The 25,162-nt window shown below is 65.0% G+C and carries 25 protein-coding genes and 2 riboswitches; of the genes, 13 read left to right on the top strand and 12 right to left on the bottom strand.

All coding sequences use genetic code 11. From position 1 onward, the window contains the following. Window positions 1-104: 104 nt before the first annotated feature. From M1D74_RS13430 to mnhG, 6 genes are read left to right on the top strand one after another with little or no spacing between them, the layout of a single operon-like run. Complete coding sequence (locus M1D74_RS13430; protein WP_458115599.1) at window positions 105-3,098, top strand: Na+/H+ antiporter subunit A; 2,994 nt, start codon at window positions 105-107, stop codon at window positions 3,096-3,098. Next, entirely contained in the window at window positions 3,095-3,592 is a 498-nt protein-coding gene (locus M1D74_RS13425) for a Na(+)/H(+) antiporter subunit C (protein WP_458115598.1), read from the top strand. The genes M1D74_RS13430 and M1D74_RS13425 overlap by 4 nt, the downstream gene beginning before the upstream one ends. Further along, window positions 3,589-5,217 (top strand): Na+/H+ antiporter subunit D, encoded by a 1,629-nt coding sequence (locus M1D74_RS13420; RefSeq protein ID WP_458115597.1) that lies wholly within the window; start codon window positions 3,589-3,591, stop codon window positions 5,215-5,217. Before M1D74_RS13425 ends, M1D74_RS13420 begins: the two co-directional genes overlap by 4 nt. After that, the gene (locus tag M1D74_RS13415) at window positions 5,217-5,786 is read left to right on the top strand and encodes a Na+/H+ antiporter subunit E (protein WP_309072668.1); all 570 of its coding nucleotides are present in this window, start codon (window positions 5,217-5,219) and stop codon (window positions 5,784-5,786) included. Before M1D74_RS13420 ends, M1D74_RS13415 begins: the two co-directional genes overlap by 1 nt. Continuing rightward, the gene (locus tag M1D74_RS13410) at window positions 5,783-6,040 is read left to right on the top strand and encodes a monovalent cation/H+ antiporter complex subunit F (RefSeq protein ID WP_309072665.1); all 258 of its coding nucleotides are present in this window, start codon (window positions 5,783-5,785) and stop codon (window positions 6,038-6,040) included. Before M1D74_RS13415 ends, M1D74_RS13410 begins: the two co-directional genes overlap by 4 nt. Window positions 6,041-6,047: 7 nt before the next feature. Further along, window positions 6,048-6,431 (top strand): monovalent cation/H(+) antiporter subunit G, encoded by a 384-nt coding sequence (mnhG, locus tag M1D74_RS13405; RefSeq protein WP_309072666.1) that lies wholly within the window; start codon window positions 6,048-6,050, stop codon window positions 6,429-6,431. Between the two features lie 26 nt (window positions 6,432-6,457). On the opposite strand, the gene M1D74_RS13400 is transcribed toward mnhG, so the two are convergent. After that, window positions 6,458-6,718, bottom strand: coding sequence for a DUF4235 domain-containing protein (locus tag M1D74_RS13400; RefSeq protein ID WP_309072667.1), 261 nt, complete (start codon window positions 6,716-6,718; stop codon window positions 6,458-6,460). 126 nt (window positions 6,719-6,844) lie between these two features. Beyond that, window positions 6,845-6,960: riboswitch (TPP riboswitch) on the top strand. Between the two features lie 53 nt (window positions 6,961-7,013). Here M1D74_RS13400 and M1D74_RS13395 point away from each other — a divergent pair. From M1D74_RS13395 to M1D74_RS13380, 4 genes are all read left to right on the top strand, one after another. Further along, a complete protein-coding gene (locus tag M1D74_RS13395; RefSeq protein WP_458115596.1) occupies window positions 7,014-7,625 on the top strand; it encodes an ECF transporter S component in 612 nt (203 codons plus the stop codon). Window position 7,626: 1 nt separating this feature from the next. Beyond that, entirely contained in the window at window positions 7,627-9,117 is a 1,491-nt protein-coding gene (locus tag M1D74_RS13390) for an ABC transporter ATP-binding protein (RefSeq protein ID WP_458115595.1), read from the top strand. Further along, entirely contained in the window at window positions 9,114-9,911 is a 798-nt protein-coding gene (locus M1D74_RS13385; RefSeq protein WP_458115594.1) for an energy-coupling factor transporter transmembrane component T family protein, read from the top strand. The genes M1D74_RS13390 and M1D74_RS13385 overlap by 4 nt, the downstream gene beginning before the upstream one ends. A 142-nt stretch (window positions 9,912-10,053) precedes the next feature. Continuing rightward, complete coding sequence (locus M1D74_RS13380; protein WP_309072592.1) at window positions 10,054-10,566, top strand: sigma-70 family RNA polymerase sigma factor; 513 nt, start codon at window positions 10,054-10,056, stop codon at window positions 10,564-10,566. Window position 10,567: 1 nt separating this feature from the next. Here M1D74_RS13380 and M1D74_RS13375 read toward each other — a convergent pair whose 3' ends face one another. The 8 genes from M1D74_RS13375 to M1D74_RS13340 form a co-directional block, all read right to left on the bottom strand. Next, window positions 10,568-11,158, bottom strand: a complete 591-nt coding sequence (locus tag M1D74_RS13375; RefSeq protein WP_309072593.1) for a COG4315 family predicted lipoprotein — start codon at window positions 11,156-11,158, stop codon at window positions 10,568-10,570. Window positions 11,159-11,308: 150 nt separating this feature from the next. Then, complete coding sequence (locus M1D74_RS13370) at window positions 11,309-12,514, bottom strand: O-succinylhomoserine sulfhydrylase (protein ID WP_458117188.1); 1,206 nt, start codon at window positions 12,512-12,514, stop codon at window positions 11,309-11,311. A gap of 70 nt (window positions 12,515-12,584) precedes the next feature. Continuing rightward, window positions 12,585-13,037 (bottom strand): rhodanese-like domain-containing protein, encoded by a 453-nt coding sequence (locus M1D74_RS13365; RefSeq protein ID WP_458115593.1) that lies wholly within the window; start codon window positions 13,035-13,037, stop codon window positions 12,585-12,587. Between the two features lie 6 nt (window positions 13,038-13,043). Then, window positions 13,044-13,169: riboswitch (SAM riboswitch) on the bottom strand. A gap of 87 nt (window positions 13,170-13,256) precedes the next feature. Continuing rightward, entirely contained in the window at window positions 13,257-14,111 is an 855-nt protein-coding gene (locus M1D74_RS13360) for an aminodeoxychorismate lyase (protein ID WP_458115592.1), read from the bottom strand. Between the two features lie 18 nt (window positions 14,112-14,129). Next, window positions 14,130-14,414, bottom strand: coding sequence for a hypothetical protein (locus tag M1D74_RS13355; protein WP_309071763.1), 285 nt, complete (start codon window positions 14,412-14,414; stop codon window positions 14,130-14,132). 99 nt (window positions 14,415-14,513) lie between these two features. Further along, on the bottom strand, window positions 14,514-16,577 hold the full coding sequence (pabB, locus tag M1D74_RS13350) for an aminodeoxychorismate synthase component I (RefSeq protein ID WP_458115591.1): 2,064 nt from the start codon (window positions 16,575-16,577) through the stop codon (window positions 14,514-14,516). 3 nt (window positions 16,578-16,580) lie between these two features. After that, window positions 16,581-17,198 (bottom strand): LysE family transporter, encoded by a 618-nt coding sequence (locus M1D74_RS13345; RefSeq protein WP_309071765.1) that lies wholly within the window; start codon window positions 17,196-17,198, stop codon window positions 16,581-16,583. Continuing rightward, a complete protein-coding gene (locus tag M1D74_RS13340; protein WP_458115590.1) occupies window positions 17,195-18,154 on the bottom strand; it encodes an NAD-dependent epimerase/dehydratase family protein in 960 nt (319 codons plus the stop codon). Before M1D74_RS13340 ends, M1D74_RS13345 begins: the two co-directional genes overlap by 4 nt. Window positions 18,155-18,303: 149 nt before the next feature. Here M1D74_RS13340 and M1D74_RS13335 point away from each other — a divergent pair, with 149 nt between their 5' ends. Then, a complete protein-coding gene (locus tag M1D74_RS13335; protein WP_458115589.1) occupies window positions 18,304-19,011 on the top strand; it encodes a TetR/AcrR family transcriptional regulator in 708 nt (235 codons plus the stop codon). A gap of 50 nt (window positions 19,012-19,061) precedes the next feature. Here M1D74_RS13335 and M1D74_RS13330 read toward each other — a convergent pair whose 3' ends face one another. Genes M1D74_RS13330 through M1D74_RS13320 form a run of 3 tightly spaced genes read right to left on the bottom strand, consistent with a single transcriptional unit; the run spans window position 19,062 to window position 20,906 of the window. After that, window positions 19,062-19,571, bottom strand: a complete 510-nt coding sequence (locus M1D74_RS13330) for a low molecular weight protein-tyrosine-phosphatase (protein ID WP_458115588.1) — start codon at window positions 19,569-19,571, stop codon at window positions 19,062-19,064. 53 nt (window positions 19,572-19,624) lie between these two features. Continuing rightward, complete coding sequence (locus M1D74_RS13325) at window positions 19,625-20,422, bottom strand: methyltransferase domain-containing protein (protein WP_309071769.1); 798 nt, start codon at window positions 20,420-20,422, stop codon at window positions 19,625-19,627. A gap of 10 nt (window positions 20,423-20,432) precedes the next feature. Beyond that, window positions 20,433-20,906: a MarR family transcriptional regulator gene (locus M1D74_RS13320; protein ID WP_458115587.1), complete on the bottom strand. Its 474-nt coding sequence runs from the start codon at window positions 20,904-20,906 to the stop codon at window positions 20,433-20,435. A gap of 87 nt (window positions 20,907-20,993) precedes the next feature. Here M1D74_RS13320 and M1D74_RS13315 point away from each other — a divergent pair, with 87 nt between their 5' ends. Together M1D74_RS13315 and dnaK are read left to right on the top strand one after the other, a co-directional pair. Continuing rightward, entirely contained in the window at window positions 20,994-23,177 is a 2,184-nt protein-coding gene (locus tag M1D74_RS13315; RefSeq protein ID WP_458115586.1) for an MMPL family transporter, read from the top strand. A gap of 108 nt (window positions 23,178-23,285) precedes the next feature. Then, window positions 23,286-25,160, top strand: coding sequence for a molecular chaperone DnaK (gene dnaK / locus M1D74_RS13310; protein ID WP_458115585.1), 1,875 nt, complete (start codon window positions 23,286-23,288; stop codon window positions 25,158-25,160). Window positions 25,161-25,162: the final 2 nt, after the last annotated feature.

The raw sequence follows: 25,162 nt of genomic DNA, 5'->3' as shown, positions 1-25,162 counted from the left end.
CGGAGGGCAGAACCGGGGATGGCGCGGTGTATGCCACCGGTAGAATGTTCCTAGGCCCTTGACCGTCAGCTGACCGTCTCAACGCGAGAGATCAGGAGATCATCGTGCTACTCGTGCTCATCGCCCTCTTTGCGGTGGCCACAGTGGCGCCCCTGATCTTCCGTATGATGGGCCGTTCGGCCTTCTACGTTCTCGCCGCGGTTCCGGCGGCCGGCTTCCTCTGGCTGCTGGCAACGTTCTCAAATTACACCGACTCTGCGCAGGTCGCTGCCAACGGGCAGCCCAACGCGCCGCCGTCCGTCGTGCTTCCATGGATCCCGCAACTGCAGCTCGAACTCGCTTTCCGCATGGACGCGCTGTCAGCCGTGCTCAGTATCCTGGTGCTCGGCGTCGGTTCCCTGGTGCTGTTTTACTGCGCCCGCTACTTCAAGCAGGATGACGCGAACATCGGGCCCTTCGGCGCCCAGTTGCTTGCATTCGCAGGCGCGATGTTCGGTCTGGTGATCGCCGATGACCTCATCCTGTTGTTCATCTTCTGGGAACTGACCACAGTCCTGTCCTATCTGCTCATCGGCTACTCCCGGCACCGGTTGTCCGCCAGGCGTGCGGCGCTGCAGGCATTGGTAGTGACCACGCTCGGTGGTCTGGCAATGCTGGTCGGCCTCATCATTCTGGGACAGCGTGCCGGGACGTATCGCCTGTCGGACATTCTTGCGAGCACGGACTCACTGACCGGGCCAGCCATCGAAACGGCGATTGTCCTGATCCTTGTCGGCGCCCTCTCAAAGTCTGCGCTGGTGCCTTTCCACTTCTGGCTGCCAAGCGCCATGGCGGCTCCCACTCCGGTGAGCGCCTACCTGCATGCGGCGGCCATGGTGAAGGCCGGCATCTACCTGATCGCGCGTTTCGCTCCGGGCTTCTCCGACAGCCTGATGTGGCCGCCGATCGTGCTCAGCCTCGGACTCGCAACAATGCTGTTCGGCGGCTGGCGGGCACTGCGGCAGCATGACCTCAAACTGCTCCTGGCCTACGGCACCGTCAGCCAGCTCGGGTTCCTGACCATTGTGGTCGGCCTGGGCGGACGGGAAGCGGCGCTGGCCGGGCTTGGGCTCCTGCTCGCACACGGGTTCTTTAAGGCCACCCTCTTCCTGGTGGTTGGAATCATTGATCACCAGTCGGGCACCCGCGACATCCGCAAGTTGTGCGGTGTAGGGCGCTCCGCGCCGATGCTGGCTGCCGTCGCAATTGTCGCCGCCGCCTCGATGGCCGGCGTTCCGCCCCTCCTTGGCTTTGTGGCGAAGGAATCCGTCCTCGAGGCGTTTGTCCACCACACGGAAGAAGGACCGTTCGGCGTGGTCGTCCTGGTTGGAATCGTGCTCGGGTCAATGTTGACCTTCGCTTATAGCGCCCGCTTCATCTGGGGAGGCTTTGCCCGGAAGTCGTCCGCGCCCACCGCGTTTAAACCGGTGGAGCCGTCCTTCCTGCTGGCGCCGGCACTGCTTGCGGTCGCGTCCGTCGTTTTCGGCTTCATTCCGGCGCCGCTTGATGCGGCAATCCAGCCCTATGTGGGCACCTTCCCGGAAGAAGGGGAGACGCCGCACCTGTTGCTGTGGCACGGAATCACCCCGGCGCTGTTCCTGTCCCTGCTTTCCATCGCCGGTGGTGCTGCGTTGTTCCTGCTGCGGGAGCGCTTCGAGCAGCTGCAGACGCGCATCGCACCGGACGTTGATGCCGAGCGGAACTACAAGGCTGCCATCGGCGTCCTTGATGACGTAGCGGTCTGGCTGACCGGCCGCACGCAGCGTGGTTCGCTGGCGTTCTATCTCTTCGTCATCCTGTCGATGGCGATCATCACGCCCCTCACCGCCTTGATCATCTTCGACGCGCCGACTCCCGAGAGCTGGTATCTAGCGGACTCGCCCGCACAGCTGATGGCCGGCGTCGTCATCATTCTCAGTGCCATTGCGGCTCTGCGGGCGGCGAAGCGTTTCATGGCCGTCATCATGGTCGGAGTAACCGGTTACGGCATTGCGTTGATCTTCGCCCTGCAGGGTGCCCCGGATCTTGCAATGACACAGCTTCTGGTGGAAACGATTGTGCTTGTCGCGTTCGTCCTCGCGCTGCGGTCGCTCCCGGCGCGTCTCTGGCAGCGTGCGCCCGGACGCAAGTACCGGGTACTCCGCGCGGTTCTCGGGCTCTCCTTCGGCGGAGTCATGATGGCGATCGCAATGTCCGCAATGGCTTCCCGCGTCGCAGACCCTATTTCGCTGAGCTTTCCCTCGCTGGCGTACGACGACGGCGGCGGCGCCAACATTGTGAACGTCACCCTCGTGGACATCCGGGCCTGGGACACTTTCGGTGAGATCAGCGTGCTCGCTATCGCGGCGACCGGCGTCGCAAGCCTCATCTTCATCCGCGGTCGAGGCGACGGCAGGGTACGCGCGGACGGGGTCAAGAGCGGGACGGTCGGCCGGAACCAGGAACCGATCGACGCCTACGGTCGCGAAGCTGCGGCCCTGGAGCTGGCCAAGAAATTCGCGAGCTCGGTCAACGATGCGTGGCTCGTGGCAGGGCGGACCCTTGCACCGGAACGGCGCTCCATCATCTTCGAGGTCATCACCAGACTGCTGTTCCACTCGATCATCGTGTTCTCCATCTACCTCCTGCTGGCCGGGCACAACCTGCCGGGCGGCGGATTTGCCGGCGGTCTGATGGCAGGGCTTGCGCTGACCATTCGATATCTCGCGGGCGGCCGGTTCGAACTCGCCGAAGCTACCCCCGTCAGCGCGGGATTGCTCCTTGGCGGCGGTCTTGCCACCGCCGCGCTCACCGCTATTGTTCCCGTGTTCCTCGGGGGCGAGGTGTTCCAAAGCGCAATCATCGAAACCACCTGGCCGGTCTTCGGCCACATCAAGTTCGTCACGTCCACGATCTTCGACATCGGCGTGTACATGGTGGTCGTGGGGTTGGTGCTCGACGTGCTCCGCAGCCTCGGCTCCGAGATTGACGAGCGCAGTGAAAGCGCACCCGCCACCATGGACGCCGGTGCTCCACGACCGGAAGAAGCCCCGGAGCCGGAAGAGAAGGTGGCCCAGTGAGCGTCAATATCACTTTGCTCGTCATCATGGGCGCGCTCTTCGCGGCGGGGATCTACCTCCTCCTGGAACGTAGCCTGACAAGGGTCCTGCTCGGTCTGATCATGCTCGCCAATGGCGCCAACATGCTGCTGCTTGCGGGGGGCGGCGCCGCGGGCCGGGCCCCCTTGTACTCGTCCGGAATCGCCCCGAAGGACTACAGCGACCCGCTCCCACAGGCGTTGATTCTCACCTCGATTGTCATCTCGTTCGCAGTGACGGCCTTCATGCTGGGAATCATCTACCGTTCGTGGATCCTCGGCCGCCAGGATGAGGTCCAGGATGACATCGAAGACCGGCGGGTGGCGTCTCAGAGCAGCTTCGATGCCGAGGACGACGCCGAAATTCCCATTGAAACCACAGAATTCACCCCTATCGAAGAGGCCGAAGAAGCGCCGGGCAACCAGCGGGCGGGAATCGGCAGCAGAGCGAGCAACCCACGAACGGAGGAGCGATGAACATAGCGAACCTCGCGCCTCTGGCAGTCGTGCTGCCGTTCCTGGGCGCAGCTCTTGCCTTCCTTTTGATCCGGCATTCCAGGTCCCAGCGTGCCGTGAGCATTACGACGCTCTGCGTAACCCTGATGATCGAGATCTTCCTCCTGCTCGACGCCAGCGGAAAGGGCACAACGGCCGTCTTCATCGGCAACTGGGCGGCTCCCTTCGGCATCACGATGGTGGTGGACCAGTTCTCCGCGCTGATGCTGGTGGTCTCCTCGGCTGTGAGCCTCGCGGTCCTGATCTACGCCACAGGACAGGGGATGACCGACGGTGACGAGGACGGGCCCATCTCGATCTTCCACCCGACGTACCTGATTCTGGTCGCCGGAGTGTCCAACGCATTCCTTGCCGGAGACCTCTTCAACCTGTACGTGGGGTTCGAGATTCTCCTCACCGCAAGTTATGTGCTCATGACACTGGGCGGCACCACACCGCGCATCCGTGCAGGGGTGACCTACGTCGTCGTCAGTGTGGTTTCCTCGGTTCTGTTCCTCATCAGCATCGGTATGATCTATGCCGCAACCGGCACCATCAACATGGCGGATCTGGCCCTCAAACTCGCGGATCTCGACCCCGCGACGCAGATGATCCTTCACCTGATGCTGCTGGTGGCATTCGGCATCAAGGCTGCGGTTTTCCCGCTGTCCTTCTGGCTGCCCGACTCCTACCCGACCGCCCCTGCTCCGGTGACCGCCGTGTTCGCCGGCCTGCTGACCAAGGTCGGCGTTTATGCAATGGTGCGGACTGAGACTTTGCTGTTCCCCGGCGACCGCATCAACACGCTGCTGATGATCGTCGCCATGCTCACCATGATCGTGGGCATACTCGGCGCGCTCGCGCAGTCGGACATCAAACGTATGCTCTCCTTCACGCTCGTCAGCCATATCGGGTACATGGTGTTCGGGCTCGCAATCTCCACTGTGATCGGCCTGGGCGCCGCCGTCTACTACGTTGCCCACCACATCATCGTGCAGACCAGCCTTTTCCTTGTCACGGGTCTCATCGAGCGCCGGGGCGGAACGGCCAATATGGACCGGCTCGGCGGGCTTGCGAAAATCTCGCCCTTCCTGGCGCTGCTGTTTTTCATTCCGGGTATGAATCTCGCAGGTATCCCGCCGTTCTCGGGCTTCCTCGGGAAGCTGGGACTGCTGCAGGCCGGCGTCGAACTCGGGACACCGCTTGCCTATGTGCTGGTCGGAGCCGGTGTACTGACGAGCCTCATAACGCTGCTTGCGATCGCCCGCGTCTGGAACCGCGCCTTCTGGCGCCGGCCGGAGGACGCAACACACCCGGATCCGATCCTGATGGCAACCTCGACAGACGGCTCGGCGGTGACGACTTCCCGCAGGGTCGCTGGGCGCAGCACCGGTAAGTTCGCGGGCAGGAGTGCCGTCAGTTTGCTGCCCAAGACCATGGTCGGTGCCACCACGGGGCTCGTACTGCTGGGCGTCAGCCTCACGGTACTGGGCGGCCCGCTCTTCGAGCTGAGCGACCAGGCAGCGCAGCAGATGTTGGACCGTTCCCCGTATATCGACGCAGTCCTCGGGGAAGGCGCAACCGAAGCGGCAGGAGTCTCACCATGATGACAAGGCAACGTATCCCGTTGCGGGTTGAATTGCCGCTCCTGATCTGGCTGGTGATCGTGTGGGGAGCGCTCTGGCAGGACTTCAGCCTGGGTAACCTGGCGTTCGGCGCCATCATTGCGTTCGCGGTCGCGAACTTCCTTTATCTCCCGCCGGTGGAGCTCAGCGGGCGGTTCAATCTCTTCTACGCCGTTGGGTTCGCCGGCAGGTTCCTCTACCAGCTGCTGCAGGCCAGCGTGCAGGTCTTCTGGTTGGCGCTCGTCCGTGGACCGAAGCTGAAGAACGCCGTGGTGCGGGTGCGACTGCGCAGTCCGTCCGATCTTCTGGTGACGGCGACCGGACATGCTTTGTCGCTGATCCCCGGTTCTCTGGTGGTGGAGGTGGACCGCTCGACCTCCACCCTGTACCTGCACTGCCTCAATGTCGCGACGGATGATGACGCCGAGAAGGTTCGGGAGAATGCCCGGCGCACCGAAGAATGGTTGATCAGGGTTATGGGGTCCCGTGAGGATCTTGCCCTGCTGCGCTCGGAAGCGCCGCATCACCTCGACGGAAGGGCGCACCAGTGAGCATCGTTCTTGGCATCATCGCCGTCATTCTGGGAGTGTCTGCGCTCTTCGCGATCTACCGGGTGGCTCGCGGCCCGTCGATTCTTGACCGCGTGCTCGCCGTGGACGTACTCCTGGCGATCGTGGGAGGAGCACTGGCCGTAGACATGGTCGTCAATGGGCACACGAACACGCTGGTGATCCTCGTGGCGACATCCTTGATCGGTTTCATCGCGTCGGTGACCGTCGCCCGATTCGTCACCGAGAAGAAGTGAGCCGCTGATGGATGCTGCCCTGGATACCCTGACCGCTGTCCTGCTCCTCGGAGGGGCGCTCATGTCGCTGGCTGCCGCCGTCGGCCTCCTGCGGTTCCCGGACCTGCTGAGCCGCATGCACGCCGCAACCAAGCCGCAGGTTCTCGGGCTGCTGCTGTTCCTGTTGGCGATTGCCGTTCAGCAACGTTCGTGGGCGGTTGTGCCCGTACTGATCGTGTGCTGGATTTTCCAGCTCCTCACCGCTCCTGTCTCAGCCCATATGGTGGGCAGGGCGGGCTACCGCACGAAGCACCTCCGCAAGGACCTGCTGAGCATGGACGAGTTGGACGACGTCGTGGAACACGCGGCCACCAAGCGCCGTGAGGCGGGCGACCGCGCGTCCAGGGACTGACCGGAATGACTGTCACCTGGTGATTGTCAGGTGAGGTCGCGGGTGTTCTCGTAGCGGCGGATTGCCTGCTGGGTGGTGCGGTTGGTGAGCACGCGGATGGTGGTGCTGACGGAACCGGAAATGATCGCGAAGGCCAGCGCCGAACGCAGGCTGTTCTCGAGGCCTTCCTTGTCCTTCGGGGGCTCGTTTCCGGTGACCCGCTTCCAGATGAAGTCCACCAGCTGCGTTCCCACGAGGCCCGCCCCGATGCCCAGTCCAACACCCATCAGTTTGAAGATCGCGTTCATGGTACCTCCTTCAGTCGGCTTAGTTTCGCTCCCAGCCTAGCGTTATCGGGACCCTCCGGTGAGAGGGCACTGAAGATCACGACGACGGCGGTGCCTCCGCTTCCGGGTGTAGAGTTAACCTCGCTCAAACAACGACAGGGGAGCGCAGCCACGTACGTGGTGGGCGCTGAGAGTGCGGACCACCGCAGACCCTCGAACCTGATCCGGCTAGTACCGGCGAAGGGAGTCGAGTTCTCAGGGCGACCGGCGTCCTGCCGGAAGGCCTTCCCCTCCTGTACCCAGGAGGATTTCACTCATGACTGCTACACACAGTCCCACACCGTCAACATCCCGCCGCCGCTACGAATGGCGCGTCGTGGATATCGTGGTCGCCTCGGTCATCGCGGTGGCCGTAGGCGTCATCTTCTTCGCCTGGTCCGCCGGCTACAGCGGCGTTGCAGCCGTGACTGCGGCGTACCCGCCGTTGGCCGGCCTGTATTCGGGCGGCTGGCTCATCGCCGGTGTGCTGGGCGGATTCATTATCCGCAAGCCGGGCGCTGCCATCTACTGCGAGGTCGTCGCGGCTGCCGTGTCTGCGCTCATCGGCACCCAGTTTGGAGTTGCCGTGCTCTTGTCCGGCCTGATTCAGGGCATCGGCGCCGAGCTGATCTTCGCTCTGTTCCTTTACCGCCGCTGGAACCTTGGGGTGGCGCTTCTTGCCGGGCTGGGCGCCGGACTCGCCCTCGCCGTCAGCGAGAACATCATGTACAACGCAGCCTGGACCATGGACCACAAGCTGATGTACGGCGTCTTTGCGGCCGTCTCCGGTGTAGTGCTCGCAGGGTTGCTGTCCTGGCTTGCCACACGTGGACTGGCGAAGACCGGCGCTCTGTCGTCCTTTGCTTCGGGCCGCACGGCTGACGTTTAGGGTGAGCCCGACGACGGCCGGCCCGGCCGCAATCACCGCCCAGGGCTGGGGATGGCGCCACCCCGGTCGGGCGCGGTGGGCGGTGCGCGACATCGACCTGACCATCGACGCCGGGCAGCGCGTATTGCTCCTCGGCGCCTCCGGTGCAGGAAAATCGACTCTGCTCCACGGACTCGCCGGAGTGCTGGGCGAGCATGACGAGGGAGAGCAGACCGGCTCGCTCGCGGTCGACGGCGTCAGCCCCGCCGCTGCTCGCGGACGTTCCGGACTGGTCCTGCAGGACCCGGATACCCAACTGGTCCTTGCACGCGTCGGTGACGAGGTAGCGTTCGGCGCCGAGAACCTGGCCGTGCCGCGCGCCGAGATCTGGCCGCGCGTGAGGCGGGCACTTGACGACGTCGGTCTCGATGTCCCGCTCGACCACCCCACCACTGCACTTTCCGGGGGTCAGAAGCAACGACTTGCGCTGGCTGCCGTCCTCGCCATGCAGCCCGGATTGCTGCTTCTTGACGAGCCGACCGCCAATCTTGACCCCGCAGGGGTGATCGAGGTGAGGGACGCCGTCGTACGGGTGCTGGACCGGACAGCTGCCACGCTCGTCGTGGTGGAGCACCGGGTCGAGGTATGGGCCGACGTGGTGGACCGCGTGATCGTGTTGGATTCCGACGGCGGTATTCTCGCGGACGGTGAACCGGACGCCGTGCTTCAGCGAAACGCCGTGCGCACGCGGCTCATCGAAGCCGGGGTATGGGTACCCGGTCACCGGCCCGCTACTCCCGCCGTTCGGCAGGGTGCCGGCGAGGACCTCCTGCAGGCTGCCGGGTTATCTGTCACACGCACCAAACGGGGACCTGCGGTGCTCTGCGGTGTTGACCTCATCCTTGGTCAGGGCGAGGCGGTCAGCGTGCTCGGACCCAACGGAGCCGGCAAGTCCACGCTCGCCCTCACGCTCGCAGGGCTGCTGAAGCCGCGCGCCGGCAAGCTGACAGCACTGGACCCGCTCGCCCGCGGAGTCGGGTCCACGCCGCAGAACTGGAAGTCCGCGGAATTGGTCAGCCGGATCGGCACGGTGTTCCAGGAGCCCGAGCACCAGTTCCTGACCAACACTGTGCTTGAGGAACTCGAGTTCGGACCCCGCCGGGTTGCCTGGCAGAGCGAAGCGGACATACGACGCCGGATCGACCCCATCGCGGAACGGCTCAGGCTCACGGGACTGCTGAAGGCCAATCCCTTCACGCTGTCCGGAGGTGAGAAGCGGCGGCTGTCGGTGGCGACCATGCTCGCCACAGACCCGGACATCCTGATTCTGGATGAGCCCACCTTCGGTCAGGACGCGAACACCTGGGCTGAGCTGATCGGCCTCCTCGCCGAGCTTATCCATGCGGGTACCTGCGTGGTATCGGTGACCCATGACCGCGAGTACACCACGGCGCTCGGGAGCCGCATCGTGAGCGTCGACGGACATTCCGCAACGCTGGAGGTAGCGGCGTGAGTGTGGACGTCCTGACTCCGGAGATCACTGGCCGGTTCCTTCCTCGGGCCAATCCGCTCTCCAAGCTGTTCGCCGCCGTGGTGATCACCGTCGTCGTCATGCTCAGCGTGGACTGGGTCAGCGCCGGCGTGGTTCTCGCCTCTGAACTGCTCCTTCTGCCGCTGCTTGGCATCAGTATCCGGCGGCTGCTGCTGCGGACCTGGCCGTTCGTCCTCGCGGCCGTCGTCGGTGCCTACGGGACCGCGCTTCTCGCGGAGAAGACCGGGCGTGTCCTGTTCGAGCTGGGGCCCGTGCTGTTCACTGAGGACTCGGTCAACGCTGGTTTGGCCATCGGGCTGCGCGGGCTCGCAATCGCGCTTCCGGGCCTGTTCCTGCTGGCCAGTACCGACCCGACCGACCTCGCCGATGCGCTCGCGCAACGACTGAGGGCTCCGCACCGGTTCGTGCTGGGAGCGCTGGCGGGGATGCGGCTCGTTGGGCTGCTCTTCGACGAATGGCGGACCCTCGGGCTGGCCCGGCACGCCCGGGGAGTGGGCCACGAGGGCAATCCGGCGGCACGCCTCGGAAACTTCCTCGGTCAGGCCTTTGGGCTCATGGTGCAGGCAATCCGACGGGCAACCCGGCTCGCCGTGGCCATGGAGGCACGTGGTTTCGGTGCGGGACCACGCACCTGGGCCCGGGAGAGCACCTTCAGCGGCGTCGACATCGTGGTGGTCCTGGTTGGTGTGGCGATCGCCGGGCTGGCTGTCAGCGCGTCTGTGCTGGCGGGGACATGGAACTTCATACTGGGCTGACGGACTGCGGTCCAGCACCCTGTCGGAATAGGCCATCGAGGGGCATGATGAAGGAGGCCGCAGGTTTTTCCCAACCTTGCACCGCATGAATGGGTAAGAACTGCGGTGGAATGGCTTGGGATGTCGAGTGTGGGGAACGAACATGGCCGAAGGGCAGCCGGACTGGCTCAGCGTCATCAGGGACAACCATCTGCGCCCTCTCCGGCGGTTCGTTCACCGTCTCACACCGGACGCCTTCCTGGCCGATGAAGTCGTCCAGTTGACTCTGTTGCGTGCCTGGGAGCATCCGGTGATGCGGGGGCACACTGAACTGGAGATCCGCGCGTGGCTTTTCGTGGTGGCCCGCAACATTCTCGTTGACTCATTCCGCAGCGGGTTCAGCCGCCACGAACTTGACGTGGACGAGGTCCCGGATACTCCTTCCCGCGACGAGGTCGAACAGCTCCTGACCTCCTGGCTGCTGACGGACGCGCTCAACGAGCTCTCCCCGGAACACCGGGATGTGGTGCTGCACTTCTACTTCCGCGGTGAAACCGTGGCCGAGATTTCACGGTCCCTCTCCATACCGGAGGGGACCGTGAAATCCCGGCTGCACTATGCCTTGCGCTCCCTGAAGAGTGCGCTCCTTGCCCGCGATGTAGTCCCTGGCGGGTAGGTCACTGAATCATGGTGCCGTCAGGTGCGACGACGTACCACACCTCGTTCACGCCCTGACCGTTGGTGTCGCCCGGTGCTTCATCTTCGGCGAAGTAGTAGATCGGCATTCCGTTAATGGTCACCTGCAGCTCGCCGTCGGGCGTTTCAATGGTGCCGACTTCGCCCGTGACGCCTTCGACCTCCGGAGTCTCGCTGTCGCTGAGCACCGGCGGCCAGGCTTCAAGGCAGCCACCTTCGCAGGCGCTGACGCCGGAGTCCGGCTCGTCATTGGTGAAGTAGTAGACCACCATGCCTTCGGCGTCGACCACAATTTCACCGAGGTCCGTCTCGGCGACGCCGAGGGGAGTTCCGACGGTTCCGCCACCGGCTGCCTCACCGGACGGTTCCTCGGATGCCTCCTCTGTAGCTTCCTCCGTGGTCTCCGCCTCTGTGGTCTCGGTCTCCGTGGGTTCCTCGGTGGGTGGTGCTTCTGCAGCAGTCTCTTCACCTGCGGGGATGTCCTCGGTCTGCGTGTCGGAGCCGCCACAACCGGTCAGCGCCAACAGGCAAACCGCGATGACGGCGAAAAGGACGCGTAATGCTTTACTCATGTTGATTCCTCCCGTGATCACCCCCTGGACACCCGGGGGATGGGAGTGGCCACTCGACCCCTCTGCTGGGAAGACGCAGGAAGCACCCCCGAGGTTCAATGCGGAGGAGAACTCACAGGTGAATCCCAGCTTCGGGCGATTACGGGCAGGTCAGGAGGCGAGCGCCTTGCCCAGATCCGTCTGCAGGTCGCTGACATCCTCGAGGCCCACCGAGAGCCGGATGACGCCGTCGGACAGGCCGATGGCGGCGCGGCCCTCCGGCCCCATTGCCCGGTGAGTGGTGGTGGCAGGGTGGGTGATCAGGGTCTTCGAATCGCCGAGATTGTTCGAGATATCGATGATGTTCAACGCATCGAGCAGCGCGAACGCCCGCTCCTTCGCCCTACCCTCGGGCGCGTCGAGTTCGAAGGTCACGACGGTGCCGCCCGCAGTCATCTGCCCTGCCGCCAGGTCGAACTGCGGGTGCGATTCGAGCAGCGGGTACCGAACCCAGTTGACTGCCGGCTGGGCTTCCAGCCAGCGGGCGAGGGTAAGCGCCGAGGATGATGCGTGGTTGACCCGGAGCGACAGTGTTTCCAGACCCTTCAGGAGAGTCCAGGCGTTGAAGGAGGACAGCGCCGGCCCGGTGTGCCGCATGAGTGTTTTCACCGGCCCCTCGATGAACTCCTTCCGCCCCAGGATGGCACCGCCGAGCACCCTGCCCTGGCCGTCCATGTGCTTGGTTCCGGAGTAGACGACGACGTCGGCGCCCAGCTCCGTGCAGCGCTGGAGCAGCGGGGTGGCGAAGACATTGTCGACAACGACCTGCGCGCCCGCGGCATGCGCCAGTTTCACCACCGACCGGATGTCGACGATCTCCTGCATCGGATTGGACGGTGACTCGAAGAAGACCGCAGTGGTTGGAACGCTCAGCGCGTCCGCCCACTGGTTGAGATCCCACCCGTCGACGAAGACGGTCTCCACGCCCCACCGCGGAAGGATCTCATTCAGGATGACGAAGCAGGACCCGAACAGGCTGCGGGATGCGACCACCCGGTCCCCGGCAGCCAAAAGCGCGCCGAGTGCAGTGAAGACAGCGGACATGCCGCTGGCCGTGGCGAAGCACGCTTCCGCTCCCTCGAGCAGGCGCAGGCGTTCCTGGAACATGGCGACCGTCGGGTTGCCGTACCGCGAGTAGACGAAGCGGTCCACGTCACCGGTGAACGCAGCTTCGGCCGCCGCAGCGGATGAGTAGACGAACCCCGAGTTGAGAAAGAGCGCCTCGGACGTTTCCTCGAAGTTGGACCGGGCCAGCCCGCCGCGAACGGCGAGAGTATCCGGCGACCAGGCAGCGACGTCGTCGTCTGTCTGTTGAATGCGGGGATAGCCGCCGTTTCCGGCGACCGGCTCGCGGTTGACCGCCGGAGAGAACGACGACGGCGTGGGCTCACTCACCGGGGTTGCCCTGCCCAGCTGCCGGGACGGCAGCACCGGAACCGGAGTGGGCAGTGGTCGCCAGGCCGCATGCCTGCCAGCCGCCGTCGGCTTCGAACCCGTGGATCACGTTGTACGCGGTGTGGCCCGCGGCGGCGGCGCTCTGCGCAGCCGCAACCGAGCGGACGCCGGAGCGGCACAGGAAGAGCAGTTCCCGCCCCTTCAGGCCGTTGAGCTGGTTGAGGAACGAGACGTTGCGGCTGCCGTCGGACCGGTTCCATTCCAGGAACAGCGGCACGGTTCCGGCGTCGGTGAGGTCCGGGACCCCGACGCTCTGCCACTCCTCGACCGTGCGGACGTCCACAAGGACGGCGCCCTTGCTGACGCGTTCCACCGCTTCTCGGGGGGTGATGTCGCCGGCGTAACCGTTGCCGGAGCGGACCTGGGGGGTTGGATGCTGTGACACTGTGTCTCCTCACGCTGTGCACGTTGGTGATCGTGGATCCTGATCGGTGTGCCGAGTAGTCACCTGAGGCACCCCGCCGTGAAAGAGGGTTGCCGGCCAGCAAGTCAGGGCTTTGCGCTGGCGCTCGTTACTCCGGTTTGAACGTAGCATCGGCGGCGGCAAACCTGCCATGCGCGGCCGTAACGTGCGGTAACGCCATGCCCTCCTGATCCAGCCCGGTCAGGAGACAGCGTCCACCAGCGCGCCCAGCTCCTTCGTCAGTTCCGGCGATGTGGCGACCGGTTTTCCGTCGATGCTCTCGACCTCCGCGAGCAGCCGGACGCTGGAAATCAGCCAGACCCCGTCCGCGGTCAGCAGGTCTTCAGGAACGAGAGGACCGTAACCCAGTTCCCAGCCGGCCTCGCGGGCGGTGGCGAACAGCGCCCCCTGCGAGGTGCCGGGGAGGATCCCGCTTTCCAGTTGCGGCGTAATGAGTCGCTTGACGCCGTCAGCAACCCGGGCAATGAGGACCGTCGATGTGGGTCCCTCGAGGACCTTGCCGTCGGAGGACGTGAAGATGACATCATCGGCGCCGTGCGCCCGCGCGTATCGCAGGGCAGCCATGTTCACGGCGTAGGAGAGCGTTTTCGCTCCCATCAGCAGCCAGGGCGCGCGTTGGGCCACCGTGCTGTCGTAGCCGCGGTCGAGCAACAGCACCTTCAGGCGCTGTCCGCGCAGTTCCTTCGGCAGCGGAGAAACCTGCACCCAGGCGGTGGCTCCCGCTCCTTCCTCGCCGCGGGTGGCAACGAGCTTGACGACCAGTTCGCCGTCGTCGTCGGCTTCCGCAAGTGCAGTGGTGATGGCTCGTTCCCAAACGCTCGACGCCGGGACGTCGAGTTCCAGCGCTTCGGCGGACGTGGCGAGGCGCGCCAGATGCGCCTGCAGCTTCCGGGGGGCGCCCTGCACCGCCAGCATGGTCTCGAAAATGCCGTCCCCGCGGGTGATGCCCGTGTCGGTGACCTTGAGCTGCGGTTGCCCTGCGTCGGCGATGCGGCCGTCGGGATAGGCGGAGTCGAGGAACACCAGAACAGTCATGCGCCCAAGCCTAGTCACTCAGGAGTCCGAGCCGCTTCCCTCGTTCAATCCGCGCTGGGCCCAATCTGCCTCGTCGGAGGCTTCCTCCGGGAGTGGATCGGTGGCATCCGGTACCTGGTCGGGGGCGTAGTCGATGAGGCCCGCGTCGACCCGCTCCTGCTCGGTGGCTGCCGCCAGGGCATCATCGTCAAGGCGTTCAGGTTCTCCGGCATGGCCCTGGTAGATGCGGTTGGGAAGGAACTCGTTGTCCGGTTCCTGAACGTCATCCAGGTTCGGGGTGTTCTCATCGTTGGAGCTAGTCATGACCGTTCTCCTTCGTCGCTTCTTCCGTGATCCGTTATATGGTTCCACACCGGGTAGGGGGACGGAAGGGCCCGTACAGCAACCAATGGCGGCGGGCGGTCACTCGGGAAAAACCGATCCGAGCGCGGAGAGCACCCCGAACGCCTTGGTCCGTACTTCTTCCCACTCGTCCGCGGGGTCCGAATCGGCTGTGATCGCGCCGCCCACGCCGAGCGTGAGGCTGGTGCCGGCGTCGTCGTCCTGCACGACAAGGGTACGGATGACGACGGCGAGGTCCGCCGCGCCATCGAGCGAGAAGTACCCGGCGACACCGGAATAGACGCCGCGGGGAGCACCTTCAAGCCGGTCAAGGATGGCCATGCTGCTGATCTTCGGGGCGCCGGTCATGGAGCCGGGAGGAAAGGCAGCAGCGACAGCTTCAGCGCGGGACGAACCGGGCCTCAGCCTCGCGTCGATGGTGCTGACCATCTGGTGGACGGTCGCGTACGTCTCGATGTCGCAAAGGCGGCTCACTGTGACGGTTCCGGGGGTCGCGAGGTGGGACAGATCGTTGCGCAGCAGGTCAACGATCATGATGTTCTCGGCCCGGTCCTTGGCGCTGGTGCGCAGGTCCGTCTGCAGGGCAGCGTCTTCCTCGGGGTCGGGGGAGCGGCGCCGCGTGCCCTTGATCGGTTCGGCGCGCATGCCGCCCGACGCGTCCAGCCGAAGGAACCGCTCGGGCGACGTGCTTGCGACGGCCATCCCGGGGAAGACCAGGTAATGCGCAAACGGTGCCGGGTTGGCCCGGCGCAGCGCAAGGTACACCTCCAACGCATCGACCGGTGCATCGTCGTGCCCGTTCAGGGCGGTGGTCAGGCACACCTCGTAGGAGTTGCCGTCGGCAATCTCGGCCTTCGCCGCGCGGATCTTGTCCAGATACTCCTCCCGCGTATCGCGCACGGTGAAGCGGTGCGCGCTGGTGTTCGACACAGTGGAGTTCGGCACAGCGGAGTTCGGTGTGGTGGATTCCCGTTCGGAGAGCACGACGGCGCGCGCCCGTTTCAGCCACGCTTCCGCGTCTGCGTCTCGGGAATCGTCATGCAGGGTGAGCAGGTGGGAGCGCTTTTCCTGATGGTCCAGGACCACGGCCCGGCCGGCGAAAAGCAGGGATGCATCCGGAACCGGACTTGCCTCCGGCGTGCGGCCGCCGGTTTCGCGCTTCAGCTCATATCCGAGGTAGCCCAGCCAGCCGAGAGCGAACGGGCCCGGGTACTCCGCGGGCAGTCGAACCGCTCGGCGACCCCACACGCCGTCCAGCCAGCGGAAGAAGGGACCGACGATCCGGGCTGTGACCGGGCCGCTCGTGACCAGGGTGGTCCCGCCGGTGTGTTGCGCAGTCTGGCCGAAGCGCCCGCCGTCGTCGGCCAGGATCGAGAAGCGGTTCCGGCCGTGCGGGTCCTCCGTGGCGGAACTGTCAAGCCATGCGGCGGAGGTGGACCCGGCGTATAGCTCGCGGAAGACGCGGGCAGCATCGGGCAGCAGGTCAAGGGTTTCCACTTGCAGGGTCAGGCCCCGGCGGGCAGCCCGTTCCATTGACATCAGGGACTCGCATTGCGGCAGCCCGGTGAGCGCGCGGCGCAACTGGTCGGGAACCGAGTTGCCCCGGTGTCCCTGCACCAAAAGGTCCGCATGCGGCGCCGGGTGATCAGCTGCGAGCCACTGCTCTTCCTGCTCTGACCACCGCTTCCAGAACGGGGCATAGGTGTCGCCGTCGCGGTTCAGGGCGCTGGTTCGGCGGAGGTCGTCGTCGGCGTCGATCCAGATCACCACATCGAGGTGTTCCCGGGCAGCTGCGCACGCCGCCCCGACACCCTCGACCAGCACGATGTCCGCGGGCTGCGTGCTGCGGGCGCCGCCGTCGTCGTCTGCGGTCCAGTCCCACGCCGTCCACCGGGCGGGGCGCCCTGCCGCCAGGGGTGAAAGCACTGTGCGAACATAACGGTCCATGCCGTCCGCGAGGCCGTCCCAGCCGGGGTAGATGTCCTCGAGGTGGAAGAGGCTGACGGTGTGATGTTCCCGCAGCAGGGCGGTGAGCTCTACCGCGAGGGTGGTTTTGCCCGCGCCGGACCGGCCGTCCACGGCGATAATGAGCGGAACGACGGCGTTCGCGGACTTGTGTGCCATACGTCAGGCGAACGCCAACAGTGCACCGACGGCGATAAACAGGCTCCCGAAGATGCGGTTGAGCAGGCGCTGGCCGCTCGGACCGCTGGTGAACCGGCTGAAGGAGCGGGCAGCTGCCGCGAAGAAGAGCCACATCACCAGGACATCGATAACGACGACGGTGCCCGCCAGCACCCCGTATTGGCCGAGCAGCTCCTGGTCAGGCCGGATGAACTGTGGAACGAAGGCAAGGAAGAACACGATGGCCTTCGGATTGAGGAGGTTCACCCAGAGGCCGCGCCGGAACATTGAACCCGCGCCTTCGGCATGGAGCATTGCCGCCTGCTCGGCCGGGACGGGACGCTCAAGGAACTTCCGGATGCCGAGATACACCAGGTAGGCGGCTCCCGCGTAACGGATGACGTTGAAAGCCAGCGGCGACCCGGCCACCAGCAAACCGACTCCGGCCGCAACGACGGCGATGTGAACAAGGAGAGCAAGCTGCTGGCCGAGGATGCCCCACATGGAGCGCCGGAATCCCACCGTGAGCGAATTGCTCATGGTGTTCACGGCGCCGGCACCCGGCGTAAAGCTGATGAGCGCCTGGGCACCAACGAGTGCCAGCCACAGCGAAAGAGTCACTGAATAATCTTAGGGCTGTCCACCGCGGCCTCCTTCCCCTGCCACCAGCTCACCGTCGCGGCTGCGCCCTGCTGAAGGGGCGTGGGTTTGAGGCCCAGGAGCGCCTCGCTCCGTGAGGAGTCCATGACGAAAGGGTTCTCGAACTGATAGAGCAGCTCCTTGAGTTCCCGCAGGTCGCCCGACACCACTCCCAGCGCACGGACCATCCGGCCCGAAATGGGCTTCGTCCGAGGCTCAGCCACCCCCGCGGCGCGGGCAAATCCGCGGGCCATCTCACGCAGGGTGGGAGCAGCGGCCGTCGGCGCGTGCAGGAGTGAGTTCCAGAGCTCGTCCCGCGCGGCGGCGGCGATCATCGCCGCTGCAAGGTCCGGAACGTACGTGAAGGAGTGCGGAAGGTCCGGGTTCCCCAGCGGCCGGATGGTCTTTCCGGCGAGCACACGGGGGACAATGCGCTCGCCGGCATGGGCGGTGCGGACGCGTGGTCCATAGAAATCCGACGCCACCACGCTGACCGTCGCCGTGGATGATGCCTCGCGCTGCTGCAACAGCGTGGTCCGCACGCCTCGCTTGCCGCCGGCGGCGCCGCGGGAAGACGTTTCGGTCATGACTTCACCGGGCCGGTCATAGGAATACAGACTCTCCGGAAAGACGACGACGGCGCCTGCTCGCCCGGCCGCCTCCAGGACCACCTGCTCGGCCCGTGGGAGCTCGGACTCCCAGGCAGCGGCGGTGTAGGCGGAGCCATGGATGCAGTGGAAGACGGCCGACGCGCCGTCGAACGCCTGCTGCATCTGCCGGTAGTCCGACGCGTCAGCGCGGACGCGTTCAATGCCTGGCATGTCAGGACCGCTTCCGGATCTGGTGAAGACGCGCACGGTGTCGCCTCGGCTTGCCAGGTGTTCGGCGATGGTCCAGCCGACCGGCCCCGCACCGGTGACGGCAAATAGCTGTGTCATTGGTTGCTCCTGGTGGTTGTGATGGAAACGTGGTTGTGATGAAAAAGAGAGCAGTGCTCTCGCAATCAGTTTGAGCGGCTGGAGGGCTACTGTCAAGAGCGGTGCTCTCTTTTGTTGACACCGCTCTCACGGTCGGAAAGCATGGGCGTATGACTCCAACTCCGAGGGAACGTGCGCGCGCTCAGACGATGGAGGACATCACGCGCATTGGTCGGGAGCATCTTGTCGTGCACGGGGCTGCGGCATTGTCGTTGCGTGCCATCGCGCGGGATCTGGGACTGGTGTCTTCCGCGGTGTACCGCTACGTGAAGAGCCGGGACGAGCTCCTCACTCTCCTGGTGGTCGATGCCTACACCGAGCTCGGCGATGAGGTGGACGCAGCAGTGGCGGAGCTGGCGCCATCGGATCATGCCGGGAAGTTCCTGGTGCTCGCGCGCGCGGTTCGCCGCTGGGCTGTGCGGGAGCCGGCCCGCTATGCCCTGCTGTTCGGCAGTCCTGTGCCCGGTTATCACGCTCCGGCAGAGCAGACCACCGGCCCGGGTACGCGGGTCATTCGGGCACTGGTCCGCATTTACGACGACGCCTACCGGGCTAACGGCAGGGGTGGGACGCTCCCCGGCAACTTGCCGGGTGTCCCCGCCGAAGGCATGCTGCCGGCGGATCTGGCACGCATCCGCGAGGAGATGGGCCTGGCAGCGGATGACGACCTCATCGTGCGGGGAACCCTCGTGTGGGCCTCGCTCTTCGGCATCGTCAGCTTCGAGGTCTTCGGCCAGTATGGCGAGGGCACCTTCTCGGACCCGGAACAACTCTTCGAGCAGCACCTTGCGGTGCTGAGGAGCGTCGTAGGTCTTTAACTTCAGTTATCGGTCCCTCATCACAGTTGTCGCTCTCTGATGACAGAGGATCACCGGGCAGCGTGGCCGCGGGCGAGCTCTTCCAGCACGAACTGCACGATCCCGGGAACGGCGTCGTGAATCATCTGCCACGTGGCCTCGAAATCGGCGCTGTCCCCATACCAGGGGTCGTAGATGCCAAGCTCGGAGATCGGCGTGCCGGCCGTCGACGGGTCGAATTCGCGCAGCATCCGCACCCTGCCTCGGCTCTCCGCATCGGGAGCCTCAAGCTTCAGATCCTCGTAGTGGTCCACATCGAGGGCAAGGATGAGATCCCGCTCTGCGTACCAGGTGGGATCGAACTTCCGTGCGCGGTGGGTTTCGCTTGTGAGGCCGAGCTCGGTCAGCTTTGCGGCTGCGCGCTCGTCGATCGGGTTACCCGCCTCCCAGCCGGTGGTGCCTGCGGAGTCAACCATGACGTCGTCGTCCAGTCCCGCTTCCTCGAAGGCACGGTTCAACATGATCTCGGCCATGGGAGAGCGGCAGATGTTACCGGTGCAGACAGTGACGATCCTGTACATGGGTCAATCCTAGGTATGAAGGCAGGAGGGGCGCATCGGGCATGCCGACAGCGCTACACCCGGATGATCAGTTCACCGCAGGGGATGAGGAACCAGCCATCCGGTGACTCGCCCCAGCGGCGCCATCCCGAAGCCAGCCGCTCCAGCGTGGCCTGGTCTGCCAGACCCCGCTCGAGGGTCTGCTCCGCGAAGCCGGAACTTAGGACCCGCTCCGCCCAGGTCTCGGCGTGCCAGCGCCGGCGTTCCTCGGTGGCGTACAACCAGTTCGACGACGAAGCTTCCACGTCCGTGAGTCCCGCCTCGTGTGCCCACGCCAGGAGGTGGCGTCCGGCGTCGGGCTCGGCCTGGTTGCTGCGGGCCAGCTGCTGGTAGGTGTCCATCCACTCGTCGAGTTCCGGCGTAGGTGGGTACCACGCCATCGCGTGGAAGTCTGCGTCGCGGACCGCGATGATCCCTCCCGGCCGCGCAACCCGGTGCATCTCACGCAGCGCGGCGACCGGGTCGGTGAGGTGCTGCAGCACCTGATGCGCGTGGACAACATCGACGGACTCGTCCTCGAGGTCAAGGTCGTACACGTTGCCGGTGCGGAAGGAGAGGTTCTCCACCCCTGCGTACGTCCGCTCGGCCAATGCCACAACGTCCTCTGAGCGGTCCATGCCGATGACCTGTCCGGGATCGAGCAGTGCGGCGAAGTCGGCGGTAATGCTCCCGGGTCCGCAGCCGACGTCGAGCATGTTCATACCGGACGAAAGGTGCTCCAGCAGGTACCCGGCGGAATCTGTTGCCCGGCGCGCTGCATGGGCGCTGGTGACGCTCGAATGGTGGCCGTGGGAGTAGACCTCGTCGCTCATGATCGACAGATTACCCCGGTGCTTCGTCCATCGCGTGTTCGCGTGCGTGCACCGTGGCGTCGGTGACTTTCCGCATCATCCTGCTGAGGAGTGCGAGCTCCTCAGGCGTGAATTCGGCGAGCGACTGCTCCACTTCCCTGGCCAGCGGAGTGAACAGCCTGGAGCCGGTGGCGAGGGCCTTCTCCGTCATCTCCAGATGCACCTGCCGCCGGTCCACGGAACTGCGTGAACGGCGGACATGACCCGCTTCGTCCAGCCGGTCGATCAGGGCGGTGGTCGCCGGGGAACTCAGGTTGAGAGCCTGGCGGAGCATGCCCGGGGTCACGGTGGCACCGGCACGAGCGGCGCCCATCATGATGCCGAGCGCGTTCAGGTCAGTCCGGTGCAGTGCATCCCGAACGCTGATGGTGTCGACATATCGATCGGTCTCGACAGTGAACTGTTGCAGCAGGGCCATCAGTTCACGTGGTGCGGCGTCGGCCATGTTCCTCCTCTATCTACAGATTAGGATACTGCCATTTATCTCCACCATGGATATAGTAGGTAATAGAGATACCTAGAAGGGATTGGCATGTTCAAGAAGAAGTGGGTCCGGGTGTTCTTTCCGGCATTCATCGTGGTGCTGTGGTTCATCGGTGCCGGGTTCGGCGGACCCACCTTCGGGAAGCTGGAGGAGGTTTCCAGCAACGACCAGGCGTCCTTCCTGCCCGCGAACGCGGAATCGACGGAGGCCGGCGAGTTGCAGGAAGCATTCACCGACTCCACTGCCATACCCGCCGTCATCGTCGTCGAGTCGGAATCGGAGATTCCGCCGCCGGAGCTGGCGCAGTACCAGGAGCTGGCTACCCGGCTCGCGGATGTGCCCGGGCTTGAGCCGGCTGCGGAGGGCCAACCCGCCGTCGTTGGCCCGATCCCCTCAGGGGACGGTTTTGCCATCCAATACATCGCTTCGGTGGCCGACGACGCCGAACTGGGCGAGGTGATCATCGAACTCCGCGAGGTGCTGGAGGCCGAGCTGCCGGCAGATGCCGAAGGGTATGTCACCGGCCCCGCCGGCTTCACAGCGGACCTGGTCGGTGCCTTCGGGGGTATCGATGGAATCCTCCTTGCCGTGGCGCTTGCCGCCGTGTTCGTCATCCTGCTGGCCGTCTACCGTGCACTCATCCTGCCGTTCTTGGTCCTGTTCACGTCCGTCTTCGCGCTGGCCACCTCCATCCTGCTCGTCTATGCCTTTGCGCTCTGGGGGTGGATTGAACTGAGCGGCCAGAGCCAGGGCATCCTGTCGATCCTCGTGATCGGTGCCGCGACGGACTATGCGCTGCTGCTCGTGGCCCGATACCGGGAAGCCCTGACGGAATTCAGCTCGAAGTGGGACGCGATGAGGGTCGCCTACCGTGCGTCGGTGGAGCCGATCGTCGCATCGGGTGCCACCGTCATTCTCGCGCTGCTGTGCCTGCTCTTCTCGGATCTCAATTCGAACCGCAGCCTCGGTCCGATCGCCGCGATCGGGATTGTCTTTTCGCTGCTTGCAGCGCTGAGCCTGCTTCCTGCGCTCCTCCTGATCTTCGGCCGTAGCGCGTTCTGGCCGCTGCGGCCCAAAGCCGGTACCCATCCTGCCGGGGTCCACGGCAGCAACGTCACGGGACTCGAAGGCCTGCGCGGCACCTGGAAGCGCATCGGCCACCTGGTGTCGAGGTTCTCGCGGCCGGTCTGGGTTGTGTCCCTGCTGGTGCTCGCCGCCGGCTCGCTGGGACTGCTTCAGCTGCAGGCATCCGGTGTGCCGCAGTCTTCAGTGATCCTTTCGCCGTCAAACGCGGTCGACGGGCAGGATGCGCTGGCGCGCCACTTCGACGCCGGCGCAGGCAGCCCGGTCATCGTGATTGCGCCTGCCGGGCGGGAAGATGGAGTCCTCGAGGTCCTTGAAAGCTCCGAGGGTGTAGCGGAGGCGACGCTTGTCGCCGACCAGGCGGGCGCCGTCGTCGTACGCGATGGCAACGTCCTGATGCGGGCGACCCTCGATTACCAGGCGGACTCCGCCGAAGCGGAGGAACTCGTCAGGCAGCTGCGCACTGACCTGGATGCCGTGAGCCCGGATGCGCTGGTCGGCGGGGTAACCGCCGTCGCGCTGGATACCAACGTCACAGCGCAGGCTGACCTGACGAAGATCATCCCGATAGTCCTCGTTGTCATTCTGGTCATTCTCATGCTCCTGCTGCGCTCGGTGGTGGCGCCGCTGCTGCTGATCGGCTCGGTGGTGCTGTCCTATGCGACCGCGCTCGGGGTGTCGGCGCTGGTGTTCAACAACATCCTCGGGTTCGATGGCGCGGATGCCTCGGTGCCGCTCTTCGGTTTCGTCTTCCTCGTCGCGCTGGGGGTGGACTACAACATCTTCCTGATGACACGCGTGCGGGAGGAGTCGCTGCGCATCGGAACCCGGCCGGGCGTCCTCCGCGGCCTCGGCGTGACCGGTGGGGTGATCACCTCGGCGGGAATCGTCCTTGCCGCGACGTTCGCCGCTCTCGGGATCATCCCCATCCTGTTCCTGGCGCAGATCGCGTTCATCGTGGCGTTCGGTGTGCTGCTGGATACGGTGATCGTCCGGTCGCTGCTGGTTCCGGCGCTCGCATATGACCTCGGCCCGAAGATCTGGTGGCCCTCGAAGCTGGCAAAGCACGACGGCGCGGCCTCCTCTTCGTCCGACCCAAAGCACCGTGCGGATCCCGAGTTGAGCGAAGTAGACTCAACTTCAGCTTGACACTCCATCAGGTCGTAGTAAGGTTGAGTGCAGAAGGCTCAATCTGAGCGGAACCGACAATCCCGGCCGGTGGAAACCAAAGCCAGCGGCTCGTCGAAAGGAACACGCATGTCACGTGCAGTAGGTATCGACCTCGGAACAACCAACTCAGTCGTTTCTGTGCTTGAGGGTGGCGAACCCACCGTCATCGCGAACGCTGAGGGTGCACGCACCACTCCCTCCATCGTCGCTTTCTCCAAGGGCGGCGAAGTCCTGGTCGGCGAGATCGCAAAGCGCCAGGCCGTCAACAACATCGACCGCACCATCGCTTCCGTCAAGCGCCACATGGGCACCGACTGGAAGAAGCAGGTGGATGACAAGACCTACACGGCGCAGGAAATCTCTGCCCGCATCCTGCAGAAGCTGAAGACTGACGCCGAGAGCTACCTTGGCGAAAAGGTGACCGACGCCGTCGTCACCGTGCCGGCCTACTTCAACGACGCCGAGCGCCAGGCAACCAAGGAAGCCGGTGAGATCGCCGGCCTCAACGTGCTGCGCATCGTCAACGAGCCCACGGCTGCAGCTCTCGCCTACGGCCTGGACAAGGGCAAGGAAGACGAGCTCATCCTCGTGTTCGACCTTGGTGGCGGAACCTTCGACGTCTCGCTCCTCGAGGTCGGCAAGGATGAGGACGACTTCTCGACCATCCAGGTCCGTGCAACCTCCGGTGACAACCGCCTCGGCGGCGACGACTGGGATCAGCGCGTTGTGGACTTCCTGCTCGCGCAGGCAAAGGCCAAGGGCGCAGACCTCTCCAAGGACAAGATTGCACTGCAGCGACTGAAGGAAGCTGCCGAGCAGGCAAAGAAGGAACTGTCCTCCGCCTCGTCCACCAACATCTCCCTGCAGTATCTTTCGGTCACCCCGGACGGCCCTGTGCACCTGGACGAGCACCTGAGCCGTGCCAAGTTCCAGGACCTCACCAAGGACCTGCTGGACCGCACCAAGAAGCCGTTCCACGACGTCATCGCGGAAGCCGGCATCAAGGTCTCGGACATCGATCACATCGTGCTCGTCGGCGGATCCACCCGTATGCCGGCTGTCTCGGACCTGGTGAAGGAACTGGCCGGCGGCAAGGAGCCCAATAAGGGCGTGAACCCGGATGAGGTCGTAGCCGTTGGTGCTGCGCTGCAGGCCGGTGTGCTGAAGGGTGAGCGCAAGGACGTCCTCCTGATCGACGTGACCCCGCTGTCGCTGGGCATCGAGACCAAGGGCGGCGTGATGACCAAGCTCATCGAGCGCAACACGGCCATCCCCACCAAGCGCAGTGAAACCTTCACCACCGCCGATGACAACCAGCCCTCGGTTGCCATCCAGGTGTTCCAGGGCGAGCGTGAGTTCACCCGTGACAACAAGCCGCTGGGCACGTTCGAGCTCACCGGTATTGCACCGGCACCCCGCGGCGTTCCTCAGGTCGAGGTCACCTTCGACATCGACGCCAACGGCATCGTGCACGTGTCCGCCAAGGACAAGGGCACCGGAACCGAACAGTCCATGACCATCACGGGCGGAACCGCGCTGTCGAAGGAAGACATCGACCGCATGGTCCGCGAAGCCGAGGAGCACGCAGCCGAGGACAAGAAGCGCCGCGAGGCAGCCGATGTCCGCAACTCTGCCGAGCAGCTGGCCTACTCGGTGGGCAAGCTCATCGACGACAACTCGGACAAGCTGCCGGAGGAAGTCAAGACCGAGGTTCAGGCCGACGTCGACGCCCTGAAGAAGGCCCTCGAGTCCCAGGACAACGATGATGAGGTGAAGGCCGCCTTCGAGAAGCTGCAGACCTCGCAGACCAAGCTCGGTGAAGCCATCTACGCCCAGGCCCAGCAGGAGGGCGCCTCCGGTCCCGGTGCTGCCGGTGCAGGTGAGCCCAGCGAGAACGGGACCAAGGCAGAAGACGACGACATCGTCGACGCCGAGGTTGTTGACGAAGACGAGAAGAAGTAGCC

The organism is Arthrobacter sp. D2-10, assembly GCF_054161285.1.
This window is presented reverse-complemented; position numbering and strand designations above follow the sequence as displayed.

Excerpts from the sequence above, each read along its gene's own strand:
- M1D74_RS13400 (WP_309072667.1), bottom strand. The coding sequence starts at position 6,718 with ATGAACGCGATCTTCAAACTGATGGGTGTTGGACTGGGCATCGGGGCG.
- M1D74_RS13380 (WP_309072592.1), top strand. The coding sequence starts at position 10,054 with ATGGCCGAAGGGCAGCCGGACTGGCTCAGCGTCATCAGGGACAACCAT.
- M1D74_RS13355 (WP_309071763.1), bottom strand. The coding sequence starts at position 14,414 with ATGACTAGCTCCAACGATGAGAACACCCCGAACCTGGATGACGTTCAG.
- M1D74_RS13320 (WP_458115587.1), bottom strand. The coding sequence starts at position 20,906 with ATGGCCGACGCCGCACCACGTGAACTGATGGCCCTGCTGCAACAGTTC.
- M1D74_RS13325 (WP_309071769.1), bottom strand. The coding sequence starts at position 20,422 with ATGAGCGACGAGGTCTACTCCCACGGCCACCATTCGAGCGTCACCAGC.
- dnaK (WP_458115585.1), top strand. The coding sequence starts at position 23,286 with ATGTCACGTGCAGTAGGTATCGACCTCGGAACAACCAACTCAGTCGTT.
- M1D74_RS13375 (WP_309072593.1), bottom strand. The coding sequence starts at position 11,158 with ATGAGTAAAGCATTACGCGTCCTTTTCGCCGTCATCGCGGTTTGCCTG.
- M1D74_RS13335 (WP_458115589.1), top strand. The coding sequence starts at position 18,304 with ATGACTCCAACTCCGAGGGAACGTGCGCGCGCTCAGACGATGGAGGAC.
- M1D74_RS13315 (WP_458115586.1), top strand. The coding sequence starts at position 20,994 with ATGTTCAAGAAGAAGTGGGTCCGGGTGTTCTTTCCGGCATTCATCGTG.
- M1D74_RS13360 (WP_458115592.1), bottom strand. The coding sequence starts at position 14,111 with ATGACTGTTCTGGTGTTCCTCGACTCCGCCTATCCCGACGGCCGCATC.
- M1D74_RS13330 (WP_458115588.1), bottom strand. The coding sequence starts at position 19,571 with ATGTACAGGATCGTCACTGTCTGCACCGGTAACATCTGCCGCTCTCCC.
- M1D74_RS13415 (WP_309072668.1), top strand. The coding sequence starts at position 5,217 with ATGACAAGGCAACGTATCCCGTTGCGGGTTGAATTGCCGCTCCTGATC.
- M1D74_RS13395 (WP_458115596.1), top strand. The coding sequence starts at position 7,014 with ATGACTGCTACACACAGTCCCACACCGTCAACATCCCGCCGCCGCTAC.
- pabB (WP_458115591.1), bottom strand. The coding sequence starts at position 16,577 with ATGGCACACAAGTCCGCGAACGCCGTCGTTCCGCTCATTATCGCCGTG.
- mnhG (WP_309072666.1), top strand. The coding sequence starts at position 6,048 with ATGGATGCTGCCCTGGATACCCTGACCGCTGTCCTGCTCCTCGGAGGG.
- M1D74_RS13340 (WP_458115590.1), bottom strand. The coding sequence starts at position 18,154 with ATGACACAGCTATTTGCCGTCACCGGTGCGGGGCCGGTCGGCTGGACC.
- M1D74_RS13420 (WP_458115597.1), top strand. The coding sequence starts at position 3,589 with ATGAACATAGCGAACCTCGCGCCTCTGGCAGTCGTGCTGCCGTTCCTG.